Origin of the sequence: Mycolicibacter heraklionensis (genome assembly GCF_019645815.1) — a bacterium.
In the GTDB taxonomy this organism is placed as follows: Bacteria; Actinomycetota; Actinomycetes; order Mycobacteriales; family Mycobacteriaceae; genus Mycobacterium; species Mycobacterium heraklionense.
Window position 1 is genome coordinate 619,219 of record NZ_CP080997.1, and the last position, 11,625, is coordinate 630,843.

Annotated in this window: 11 protein-coding genes; 7 read left to right on the forward strand and 4 right to left on the reverse strand. The window is 68.7% G+C overall.

Translation table 11 applies throughout. The features are described 5' to 3' along the window. The first annotated feature begins 4 nt into the window (after positions 1-4). Positions 5-1,033 carry a lysophospholipid acyltransferase family protein gene (locus K3U94_RS02885; RefSeq protein WP_220695520.1) on the forward strand — a complete coding sequence of 343 codons (1,029 nt, stop codon included), beginning with the start codon at positions 5-7 and terminating at the stop codon, positions 1,031-1,033. A gap of 108 nt (positions 1,034-1,141) precedes the next feature. On the opposite strand, the gene K3U94_RS02890 is transcribed toward K3U94_RS02885, so the two are convergent. The 3 genes from K3U94_RS02890 to K3U94_RS02900 form a co-directional block, all read right to left on the reverse strand. After that, on the reverse strand, positions 1,142-1,669 hold the full coding sequence (locus tag K3U94_RS02890; RefSeq protein ID WP_047319657.1) for an FAS1-like dehydratase domain-containing protein: 528 nt from the start codon (positions 1,667-1,669) through the stop codon (positions 1,142-1,144). Positions 1,670-1,797: 128 nt separating this feature from the next. After that, positions 1,798-2,688, reverse strand: coding sequence for an HAD family hydrolase (locus K3U94_RS02895; RefSeq protein WP_047319658.1), 891 nt, complete (start codon positions 2,686-2,688; stop codon positions 1,798-1,800). A 56-nt stretch (positions 2,689-2,744) separates the two neighbouring features. Further along, positions 2,745-3,203, reverse strand: a complete 459-nt coding sequence (locus K3U94_RS02900) for a nuclear transport factor 2 family protein (protein ID WP_047319728.1) — start codon at positions 3,201-3,203, stop codon at positions 2,745-2,747. 36 nt (positions 3,204-3,239) lie between these two features. On the opposite strand from K3U94_RS02900, the gene K3U94_RS02905 reads away from it, so the two are divergent. The 6 genes from K3U94_RS02905 to K3U94_RS02930 all read left to right on the forward strand — a co-directional run bounded on the left by K3U94_RS02905 (position 3,240) and on the right by K3U94_RS02930 (position 9,265). Next, complete coding sequence (locus K3U94_RS02905; protein WP_220695521.1) at positions 3,240-3,500, forward strand: glutaredoxin family protein; 261 nt, start codon at positions 3,240-3,242, stop codon at positions 3,498-3,500. Between the two features lie 191 nt (positions 3,501-3,691). After that, positions 3,692-5,083, forward strand: a complete 1,392-nt coding sequence (locus tag K3U94_RS02910) for a glutamyl-tRNA reductase (protein ID WP_047319659.1) — start codon at positions 3,692-3,694, stop codon at positions 5,081-5,083. Between the two features lie 5 nt (positions 5,084-5,088). Continuing rightward, on the forward strand, positions 5,089-6,024 hold the full coding sequence (gene hemC / locus K3U94_RS02915; protein ID WP_047319660.1) for a hydroxymethylbilane synthase: 936 nt from the start codon (positions 5,089-5,091) through the stop codon (positions 6,022-6,024). Between the two features lie 43 nt (positions 6,025-6,067). After that, positions 6,068-7,783: a bifunctional uroporphyrinogen-III C-methyltransferase/uroporphyrinogen-III synthase gene (locus K3U94_RS02920; RefSeq protein WP_220695522.1), complete on the forward strand. Its 1,716-nt coding sequence runs from the start codon at positions 6,068-6,070 to the stop codon at positions 7,781-7,783. A gap of 73 nt (positions 7,784-7,856) precedes the next feature. After that, entirely contained in the window at positions 7,857-8,828 is a 972-nt protein-coding gene (hemB, locus tag K3U94_RS02925; protein ID WP_220695523.1) for a porphobilinogen synthase, read from the forward strand. After that, positions 8,825-9,265, forward strand: a complete 441-nt coding sequence (locus tag K3U94_RS02930; RefSeq protein WP_220695524.1) for a hypothetical protein — start codon at positions 8,825-8,827, stop codon at positions 9,263-9,265. Before hemB ends, K3U94_RS02930 begins: the two co-directional genes overlap by 4 nt. Here the strand turns inward: K3U94_RS02930 and K3U94_RS24035 are convergent. Next, positions 9,262-11,619 (reverse strand): cellulase family glycosylhydrolase, encoded by a 2,358-nt coding sequence (locus tag K3U94_RS24035; RefSeq protein WP_082134107.1) that lies wholly within the window; start codon positions 11,617-11,619, stop codon positions 9,262-9,264. The genes K3U94_RS02930 and K3U94_RS24035 overlap by 4 nt on opposite strands. Positions 11,620-11,625 lie beyond the last annotated feature (6 nt).

Here is an 11,625-nt window from a genome sequence, read left to right on the forward strand (position 1 = left end):
CACCATGGCTGATGATTCGAAGGCAAAAGTCATTCCGCTGCACAAACATTCAAGTTCTGTGCGCCGACACCCGTCGACGCTGGCCGGCCCGGCCGAACAGGCCTCGGCCAATCAGGTCGCTGCCGTCGTCCGCGAGCTCGGCGAGCGCCGCGGCGCCGCGGGAACCACCGGCGCCTCAACGCCCACCCCGAGTGAACTCACTCGCCGGGTGGCCGCGGTCGCCGCGTTCCTGCGGGAGCGGATCACCGGGGACTATCAGGTCGACGAATTCGGCTTCGACCCGCACTTCAACGAGGCGGTTGTGCTGCCGTTGCTGCGGGTGTTCTTCAACGACTGGTTCCGGGTCGAGGTCAGCGGCATCGAGAACCTGCCGGTCGATGGGCCCGCGCTGCTGGTGGCCAACCACGCCGGGGTGTTGCCGATGGATGCGCTGATGCTCTCGGTGGCGGTGCACGACCACCACCCCGACCATCGGAACCTGCGGATGCTCGCCGCCGACCTGGTATTCGACCTGCCGATGATCGGCCCGACCGCCCGCAAGGCGGGCCACACCATGGCCTGCACCGCCGACGCCAACCGGTTGCTGGAGGCCGGCGAGCTGACCGCGGTGTTCCCGGAGGGCTACAAGGGCCTGGGTAAGCGGTTCAAGGACCGCTACAAGCTGCAGCGGTTCGGCCGCGGCGGCTTCGTCTCAGCGGCGCTGCGCACCAAGGCGCCGATCGTGCCGTGCTCGATCGTCGGCTCCGAGGAGATCTACCCGATGATCGCCGACGTCAAGCTGTTGGCCCGGTTGCTCGGCGTGCCCTATTTCCCGATCACGCCGCTGTTTCCGTTGGCCGGTCCCGCCGGCCTGGTGCCGATGCCGTCGAAGTGGCACATCGCCTTCGGCGAGCCGATTGCGACCACCGACTACGAGGCCGGTGCCGCCGACGACCCGATGGTCACCTTCGAGCTGACCGACCAGGTGCGCGAGACCATTCAGCAGACGCTGTACCGGCTGCTGGCCGGCCGCCGCAACATGTTCTTCGGCTGACTTCTTGCGCTTCTTGCGCTTCTTGCGCTTCTTGCGCGAGCGCGCGTGTTTGTGCGCAACACGCCGCGTGCATGCGTACAACTACGCACCCTCGGCGGGGTGGCGGGGCTACTTCTTGCCCAGCGCCCGATCGCGCATCGCCTCCAGGGCGGCGATCGTCGCCGCTTCGGTCTCGGCGTCCTGGTTGACCGACTCGCCGAGCATGGTGACCACACTGGTCACCACCGGCTCGCCGTTGGCGTCGGTGACCTCGCTGCGGACCTCACTGACGACCGTGCCGTGCGACTCGATCACCGAGTCCAGGTAGGTGTCGAAGAACAACTTGTCACCGGCCACGATCGGCCGGTGGAAGGTGAACTTCTGGTCGCGGTGCAGCACCCGAGAGATGTTGATCGGTATGTCGAATTTTTCGAAGATTTCCAGCTGCACCTGACGCCCGGCGACCGCCAGAAACGTCAGCGATGCCACCAGCCCCGGATGCCCGGCTTCGGTGGCCGCGGCCTCGTCGAAATGGGCCGGGTGGTCGTCTTTGACCGAGCGGGCGAACTCCCGAATTTTCTCCCGGCCTACCTCGAAGTAGTCCGGGAACCGGTAGTGGGTACCGATGACTCCCTGCGATTCGGTGTGTACTGACATGCCGGTTTACCCCTCCGCTCGCCGTGGTGCTCGGCGGCGGAAGCCTATCAGCGAGCAGCTCAGCCGCGCTCGTTCCGGTGCGCCACGGTGCTTGATGCGGTCGACCGGTCCTCGCGCGCTTCGCAAGCTCAGCCGCGCTCGTTCCGGTGCGCCACGGCCGCAGCCAGGGCCCCGCCGACCGCCCCCAGCGCCAGCGCCGAGGGCACACCGATCCGCGCCGCCCGCCGTGCGGTACGGAAGTCGCGGATCTCCCATCCCCGCTTGCGTGCCATCTCCCGCAACGCGGCGTCGGGGTTGATCGCCACCGCCGTGCCGACCAGCGAGAGCATCGGCACGTCGTTGAAGCTGTCGGAGTAGGCCGTGCAACGCCGCAGGTTCAGCCCCTCCCGGATCGCCAGTGACCGCACCGCGTGCGCTTTGCCCGGCCCGTGCAGGATCTCGCCGACCAGCCGGCCGGTGAACACCCCGTCGACCGACTCCGCGACGGTGCCCAGCGCGCCGGTCAATCCGAGCCGACGGGCGATGGTCTCGGCCAGCTCATAAGGGGTCGCGGTGACCAGCCACACCTGCTGGCCGGCGTCGAGGTGCATCTGGGCCAACTCACGGGTGCCGGGCCAGATCTTGTCGGCGATGATCTCGTCGTAGATCTCCTCGCCCAGATCGACCAGCTCCGACACCGGCCGTCCCTCGATGAACGCCAGCGCTTTGCGCCGGCCGGCCGCGACGTCGTCGCTGTTCTCCTTGCCGGTGAGCTGAAATTTGGCCTGGGCGTAGACGAACCCGATGACATCGCGATACGTGAAGTAGTTGCGGGCGGCCAGTCCACGACCGAAGTGCACCATCGAGGAGCCCTGGACCAGGGTGTTGTCGACGTCGAAGAACGCCGCGGCGGTCAGGTCAACCGGTGCGGGCGTGTCGGTGTCGGCCACATCGGCGAGCGCCCGCTCTGCGCTGGCGTCGTTGATCAGCGATGTCACATCGGCTGCGGATGCCCGTTCGGCCGGGCCCGGTGATGCCATCACCCGACTCCTTCCGCGTCTGGGCTGTAGGGCCGGTGCTCCGGCCGTCATCAACCCTATCCGGCGGTAGGGCCGATGACCCCCAGGTGATCGCGTAGATCACCTTTGAGGTCGAACATCGAGTAATCGCGGAAACTGAACCGCCAAACGTCGTCGACCCGCTCAAACGTGTCGTGGTAGCGGCCGGCGGCGATCACCTGGAGCGCCACGGCGTCGGTCTGCTGCAGCACCGTGTAGTAGGACCGGCAGGATGCCGTGCCGGCGGCCTCGTCGATGTCGAGGATCGGGTTGGTGATCACGTGCTTGGTGCGCGGCGTGCCGTCCGCGTGGATGGTGACGAGCCCGCGCCACAGCTGCAGGATCCCGGCACTGTCGAGGATGACCGTGCCGTCGGGGTCGGCTTTGATCCGGGCATGGGTGAACAGCGCCGCAGCGCCGTCCAGGTCACCGGAGTCCATCAACTCCGCATAGCGATACAGCAGATTCGTGATCGATACCGCACTTCCGCTGGTCATAGCGAAAACATAGCCACCCTGCGCCACACTGAAGCCATGACCCGCCACCAGGTACAGCTGCTCACCCGCGACGGTTGCCCGGTCTGCGTGCAGGTGCAGGCCCAGCTGGCCGAGCTGGCGGTCGAACTCGGGTTCGACCTGCACGTCGTCGACGTCGACGCCGCCGCGGGGGCCGGTGACACCGGCCCGCGAGCGGAATTCGGCGACCGGCTGCCGGTGGTGCTGCTCGACGGACGAGAGCACAGTTACTGGGAAGTCGACGAGCCCCGGCTACGTGCCGATTTGGCGGGTTCATGAGGCGGTTCCAGCTTCGCCTCTCCTCCGTCGAGCCTCGCTAAACCGCGGCGCTCAAGTCGCGGTTCCAGCTTCGCCTCTCCTCCGTCGAGCCTCGCTAAACCGCCGAATTTGGTGGGCCAGCGCTTTAGCCTCTACCGTGGAGTGAAGTTTGTTCACGGGTGACAGCAAGGAGCGGACCAGGTGATATTGCCGTGAGCGTCCTGCTCTTCGGGGTCTCGCACCGCAGCGCCCCCGTCTCCGTACTCGAGCAGCTCAGCACCGCTGAATCCGATCAGGTCAAGATCGTCGAGCAGGTGCTGCAATCGCCGCTCGTCACCGAGGCGATGATCCTGTCGACCTGCAACCGGGTGGAGATCTACGCCGTCGTCGACGCCTTCCACGCCGGGTTGTCGGCGATCGGGCAGGTGCTCTCCGAACACTCCGGCATGTCGATGGCCGACCTGACCAAATACGCCTACGTCCGCTACAGCGAGGCCGCCGTCGAGCACCTGTTCTCGGTGGCCAGCGGCCTGGACTCCGCGGTCGTGGGCGAGCAGCAGGTGCTGGGCCAGGTGCGTCGCGCCTACGCCTCCGCCGAGTCCAACAGCAGCGTCGGCCGGGTGCTGCACGAGCTGGCCCAGCGCGCACTGTCGGTGGGCAAGCGGGTGCACTCCGAAACCGGGATCGACGCCGCCGGCGCGTCGGTGGTCTCGGTCGCCCTGGGCATCGCGGCCAAGCAGTTGGGCTCGAAGTCTGGCGAAGACGCGTTGCGGGGACGGACCGCGGTGGTGATCGGCGCCGGGTCGATGGGCGCGCTGTCCGCGGCCCACCTGGTGCGCGCCGGGGTCGAACACATCCACGTCGTCAACCGCTCGCTGCCGCGCGCTCAGCGGTTGGCCCGCAAGGTCCGCGAGAGCGGTGTCACGGCCGACGCCGTCGCGCTGGACCGGATGGCCGCAACCCTGATCAGCGCCGACATCGTGGTGTCCTCCACCGGCGCGGTGAGCCCAGTCGTGTCGCTGGCCGACGTGCACCACGCGCTGGCCGGGGGTGACCGTGACGAGGCGACCCAGCCGCTGGTGATCTGCGACCTGGGCATGCCGCGTGACGTGGACGCCGCGGTCGCCGGGTTGCCCGGCGTGCGGGTCATCGACATGGACCGGATCCAGCGCGAGCCGTCGGCGCAGGTCGCCACTTCCGACACCGAGGCCGCGCGCAACATCGTGGCCCGCGAGGTTGCCACCTATCTGGCCGGGCAACGGATGGCCGAGGTCACCCCGACCGTGACCGCGCTGCGCCAGCGTGCCGCCGACGTGGTCACTGCCGAGTTGATGCGGCTGGATCACCGGCTGCCGGACCTGGAGGCCGCCCAGCGCGAGGAGGTGGCGCGCACCGTGCGTCGCGTCGTCGACAAGCTGCTGCACGCCCCCACCGTTCGGGTCAAACAGCTGGCCAGCTCGCCCGGCGGTGACAGCTACGCCGAGGCGCTGCGCGAACTGTTCGAGCTCGACCCGACCGCCGTGGACGCGGTCGCGACCGCCGGTGAGCTGCCGGTAGTGCCGGGCGGACTGGATGTCGGCGCCGAAACCGGGTCGGCCGGGTAGACGTTTTGGGTGAAGTAATCCGCATCGGTACCCGGGGCAGCTTGTTGGCCACCACCCAGGCCGGGACCATTCGCGATGCCTTGGTGGCCGCCGGACACCCCGCTGAACTGGTCGTGATCAGCACGGCAGGGGATGTCACGTCCGGGCCGATCGCCGACATCGGGGTGGGAGTGTTCACCGCCGCGTTGCGCGAGGCCATTCTCGACGGCCGGGTCGATGCCGCCGTGCACTCGCACAAGGACCTGCCGACCGCTGCCGACTCCCGGTTCCTGCTCGCCGCGAATCCGCCTCGTGAGGACGCCCGGGACGCGCTGGTGGCGCGGGACGGATTGGTGCTGGGAGAGTTGCCGGCGGGTGCCGTGGTGGGCACTTCGTCGCCGCGGCGGGCGGCACAGCTTAGAGCACTGGGTCTCGGTTTGGAAATTCGCCCCCTACGAGGCAACCTAGATAGCAGGTTGAACAGGGTAAGCAGCGGCGAACTCGACGCCATCGTGGTAGCCCGGGCGGGTCTGGCCCGGCTGGGACGCCTCGACGCGGTCACCGAGACGTTGGAACCGGTACAGATGTTGCCGGCTCCGGCCCAAGGGGCACTGGCGGTGGAGTGCCGCGCCGGTGATACGGCACTGGCGGCGCTGCTGGCGGAGTTGGACGACGCCGACACCCGCCTGGCGGTTACCGCCGAGCGGACCCTGCTCGCCGAACTGGAGGCGGGTTGTTCCGCACCGGTGGGCGCGATCGCTGAGGTGGTCGAGTCCATCGATGAGGACGGCCGGGTCTTCGAGGAGCTGTCGCTGCGCGGTTGCGTAGCGGCGCTGGACGGATCCGACGTGATCCGCGCGTCCGGCATCGGCAGTCCGGACCGAGCCCGGGAACTGGGCGTGTCGGTCGCGGCGGAACTGTTCGAGTTGGGTGCGCGCGAGCTGATGGCGGACGCACGGTGAAGACGTGCGTCGGAAGTGAGTGAGAAGTGACGGGGAGTACGGAATGGCTCGCCAAGTGAGCGTGCGAGGGCAGAAGCCCAAGCCGGGCCGCATTGTTTTCGTCGGCTCGGGTCCTGGCGACCCGGGCCTGCTGACGACGCGGGCACGGACGGCGCTGACGAACGCCGCGCTGGTGTTCATCGACCCCGACGTGCCCGAGGCGGTGCTGGCGCTGGTCGGCACGGACCTGCCTCCGATCGCCGGTCCCGTGCCCCCGGCGCCCAAGGCGGACAAGGCCGACGACGACGCGGCCCACGACGCCGACGGCACCGACGCTGACGCTGCCGGCGAGGCCGCGACCGTTCCGGGCGGGCCCGACATCCGCCCGGCGCTGGGCGAGCCGGCCGAGGTGGCGAAGATCCTGGCGGCCGAGGCTCGCGCAGGCGCCGACGTGGTGCGGCTGGTCGCCGGTGATCCGCTCTCGATCGACGCGGTCATCACCGAGGTGAACGCGGTGGCTCGCACCAACGTTGCGTTCGAGATCGTGCCGGGACTGCCCGCCACGAGCGCGGTGCCCACCTACGCCGGTCTGCCGCTCGGCTCGTCGCACACGGTGGCCGATGTCCGCGACCCGAACGTGGACTGGGGCGCGCTGGCCGCCGCTCCGGGGCCGCTGATCTTGCAGGCCACCACCTCGCACCTGCCGGAGGCGGCCCGCACCCTGATCGAGTACGGCCTGTCCGACAACACGCCGTGCGTGGTCACCACCTCGGGTACCACCTGCGCGCAGCGCTCGATCGAGTCCAGCCTCGGCGGTCTGACGGAGGCGTCGGCGCTGGCGAGCATCGACCCGGTCATCCTGCCCAACGGTCAGGAGACCTCGGCCGGGCCGCTGGTGGTGACCATCGGCAAGACGGTCAGCAACCGGGCCAAGCTGAACTGGTGGGAGAGCCGCGCGCTGTACGGCTGGACGGTTCTGGTGCCGCGCACCAAGGACCAGGCCGGCGAGATGAGCGACCGGCTGATCGGGCACGGCGCCTCGCCGATCGAGGTTCCGACCATCGCCGTGGAGCCGCCCCGCAGCCCCGCTCAGATGGAAAGGGCCGTCAAGGGTTTGGTGGACGGCCGCTACCAGTGGGTGGTGTTCACCTCGACCAACGCGGTGCGCGCCGTGTGGGAGAAGTTCGCCGAGTTCGGTCTGGACGCTCGGGCGTTCTCCGGGGTGAAGATCGCCTGCGTCGGCGAGGCCACCGCAGAGCGGGTCCGGGCGTTCGGGATCAGCCCCGAGCTGGTGCCCTCGGGTGAGCAGTCCTCGCTCGGCCTGCTGGACGAATTCCCGCCCTACGACGATATTTTCGACCCGGTGAACCGAGTGCTGTTGCCGCGGGCGGACATCGCCACCGAGACGCTGGCCGAAGGGCTGCGCGAGCGGGGCTGGGAGATCGAGGACGTCACCGCCTACCGCACTGTGCGGGCCGCTCCGCCGCCGGCGACCATCCGCGAGATGATCAAGACCGGCGGGTTCGACGCGGTGTGCTTCACCTCGAGCTCGACGGTGCGCAACCTGGTCGGCATCGCCGGCAAGCCGCACGCCCGGACCCTGGTGGCCTGCATCGGCCCCAAGACCGCCGAGACGGCAGCCGAATTCGGGCTGCGGGTGGACGTGCAGCCGGAGACCGCGGCGGTGGGTCCGCTGGTCGACGCGCTGGCCGAGCACGCCGCGCGACTGCGGGCCGAGGGTGCGTTGCCGCCGCCGCGTAAGAAGAGCCGCAGGCGATGATTCATCCCGCGTTGACTCTGCGCCTACGGCGAAGAAGTGCGAGTAGCCTTCGCCCTCATCGCAGAGTCAACGCGTGAGAGAGCGTCCCCGTCGGCTGCGTTCCACTCCGGCGCTGCGCCGGCTGGTGGCTCAAACGTCGCTGGAGCCCAGGCATCTGGTGTTGCCGATGTTCGTCGCCGACGGCATCGACGAGCCGAGGCCGATCCCTTCTATGCCCGGGGTGTATCAGCACACGCGTGACTCGCTGCGCGCCGCGGCCGCCGAGGCGGTGGCGGCCGGCGTGGGCGGGCTGATGCTGTTCGGGGTTCCGGCAGCGGCGGACAAAGACAGCACCGGATCGGCCGGCGCGGCTCCCGACGGGGTGCTCAACACCGCGCTGCGTGATCTGGCCGCCGACCTCGGTGATTCCACCGTGCTGATGGCCGACACCTGCCTGGACGAGTTCACCGATCACGGCCACTGCGGGGTGCTCGACGAACGGGGTCGGGTCGACAACGACGCCACCCTGAAATGTTACGTGGAACTGGCTGTCGCCCAAGCGGATTCGGGCGCCCACGTGGTGAGTCCGAGCGGCATGATGGACGGCCAGGTGGCCGCCATCCGCGACGGGCTGGACGCTGCCGGGCATCACGACACGGTGATCCTGGCCTACGCGGCGAAGTTCGCCTCGGCGTTCTACGGCCCGTTCCGGGATGCGGTCGCCTCGACCCTGGCCGGGGACCGTCGCACCTACCAGCAGGAACCCGGCAACGCCCGCGAGGCGCTGCGAGAGGTCACCCTCGACCTCGCCGAAGGCGCCGACATCGTCATGGTCAAACCGGCGATGGGCTACCTGGACGTCATCGCGGCGACCGCCGCGGTGTCCTCGGTCCCCGTCGCCGCATACCAGGTCTCCGGTGAGTACGCGATGATCGCCGCGGCCGCCGCCAACGGCTGGATCGACGGACGGTCCGCGGCGCTGGAGTCCCTCATCGGTATCCGGCGGGCCGGCGCCGACATCGTGCTGAGCTACTGGGCGGCCGAAGCGGCCGGTTGGCTGGCGTGACGGGCCTACCGGACGGGCCGGAGCCAACGGTGGACGCCCAGCTGGCCCGCCCGGCGGACGTCGACACCGGGTTCTGGCTGTGGCTGACCGCCCTGCCGTTGATGACGTGCGGCTACGTGGTGAGCCTGCTGACCGCCCCGGACGTCCGCGCGACCGCGGTCACCTATCCGATCACCGCACTGATGGCGCTCGTGGTGGTCGTGGTGGTGACGACGTTTTTGATGCTGATGCGTTCCGGGTACCGCTGGGCGCGCACGGTGTTGACCGGCGGGGGAATCGCGGCGATAGTCAACGCGGTCAGCACGCTGTCGCACGCCGATGCGCGGCCGGCGGTCGCGCTGGTGGTTGCGGCCACCGGCATTGTCGGATCGGTACTGATCGCCGCGGGGACTTTTCTGTTGCACCGATCCGACGCCCAGCGGTACTTCACGCGTTAGCCGGCTGCCGGGCTCACCACGACGTTGACGGTGCCCGCACCGCTGTCGGAGGCGATGATCAGCACCGGAGCGTTGGGGGCTGAGACGACGTGTCCGCCGGTGACGGTGACCTGGTAGCCGTCCGGATAGACGATGTTCGGCACCGAGATCTCGGTGTGTGCGCCGGCAGCGAAGTGGCCGGTGCCGCTGGCCATCTCGGTGGAGTAGCTGAGCTCGAAGGTGCCGGAGTCGAACGACCAGGCGTCCGGGGTGCCGGCCACGGCGAGCGGATACGGCTCCGACAGTTGCGTCAGCAGGTCCATGTTGATGTTGTCTTCGGTCATGGGCTGGTTCAGGTCCCAGTACCGGAGCATGGTGTAGTCCCAGAACATCCAGTTGTAGCCATAGCTATTGGCCGCGTTGAGGGTGTCGGCTATCGAGCCGGCGTTGGTGGTTCCGCCGAACTCGGTGATCGCTGACGGGATGTCGTACTGCGATGCGTACGCATCGGCGTTGCCGTGGACGATCGTCTCCCACAATGAGCAGCCAAAGTTGCTGTCCATGAAAGCCGTTGTGGTGCAGTAGTCATGGAACGCGAAGACGACGCGTGGATCGTCCACCTCGCCCAGATAGGTCGGGATGGGGAGGTTTCCGGACAGCACGCTTGGTTCGATGTACAGCGGCGTGGCCGGATCAACCGAGCGGACCGCCGAAGCCAGCTGGTTGTAGAACGGGGTCAGCTGCTGTCCTTCGAAGAACGAGCCGCCGAAGATGGTCGACAGCCACGTTGAGCCCGGCCACGGCTCGTTCATCAGCTCGTAGCCGATCACGTTGGGGTCGTCTTTGAAGTAGTTCGCAACCACTTGCCACATCAGCGCGTAGTGGTTCTGCAGTCCGATCCCGTCGGGCGCGTCGGCGTTCGTCCAGAACGAATCCCAGGCGTAGTTCTCCGCCGGGCTCATGACGTAGCGGAACGGGAAAGGCGTGTGGGGATTGGCCAGGCCGCCGGTCTGCGCCGCCCACGCCGGTGCGCCATCGCCCCAGAAGGTGGTGCCGTAGTTGTCCTGGTGCATGTCGAGGACGACGCGGATGCCGTGGTTGGACAGTGTCTGTGCGGTCTGGTTGATCAAGTCCAGGTACTCGTAGTCGTAGACGCCGGGTTCGGGCTCGACTCCGGCCCAGATGATGCCGAGCCGCACCACATTGAAACCGTTGGCGGCCAGCAGCGCCGCGTCGGCGTCGCCGAACCCCTCGGAGGCTGGGTAGAACGGCGGGTCTTTGACCACCTCGCCGAATCCGTGCAGGACGACGACTCGTCCGTCACCGTCGACCAGCCAGCTGCCGGCGGTACTGATGTCGGAGACGCCACCCGGCGGGGCGCCGTCGAGGGTGCCGAAGTGGCCGTGGTCGCCGTGGCTGCCGAGCAGGCCGCCGTTGCCGCCGGCCCCGCCGAGGGCGGGCAGATCGCGTGGGCCGCTGTAGACGCCGTCGCCGGCATCGCCGCCGTGGCCGCCGCTGCTGAACGGTCCGGTGGCGCTACCACCGTCGCCCCCGTGACCTCCTGCGACGCCGGTGCCGCCGGCGGCGCCGTCGCCGCCGTTTCCGCCGTTTCCGCCGAGGCCGAAGAACCAGCCGGTCGCGTCACCACCTGCGCCGCCGGCCCCGCCGGCACCGCCGTTGAAGCCGAGGTCGCCGTCGCCGCCGTCGCCGCCGTTTCCGCCGATGCCCATCAGCACCCCACCCGCGCCTCCGGCACCACCGGAAGCACCGAGGCCGCCATGGCCGCCGTCCCCGCCGATGCCGAACAGTCCGCCGTGTCCGCCGTTGCCACCGGGCGTGTGGTCTACGGTGCTGTCCCAGCCCTTGCCGCCGTCGCCGAACAGCCAACCACCGTCGGTGCCGTTGACATGCAAGTAGTCCCCATCGACGCCGTCGCCGATCAGCGCGCGTCCGGTCAGGTCGATGAACGGCTGGTTGATGAAGTTGTTGATCAGTTGGCCAAGGTCGCTGTTGATCCAGGCTTCGATGCCGTCGTGGATCGGCATGTAGAAGTACTGCTCCAGCCAACCGGTCAGGTCCGCCGGATCGTATGCGGCCGGTCCGGCAGCTTCACCCGGGATACTGAGTTCACCGAAGATGGTGTTCCAGTGCGCGGGGGCGAAGAAGGTATCCCAGGCGGTGGGGGAGAACACCGCATCCCAGTCGAGATCGTTGGTGGTGGCGTCCACGAAGGGTGCTATGGCTGCTTCGATCGCGTCGTCTAAGTCTGCCTGGGCTGCCGGCGCGACAGCCAGTGGCGCCAGTCCGAAGGTCAGGAATGCGCCTGTGGCAGTGGCAAATCCGACGGTCTTTCGGATGCGGATGCGGTCCGTCATGGTCAC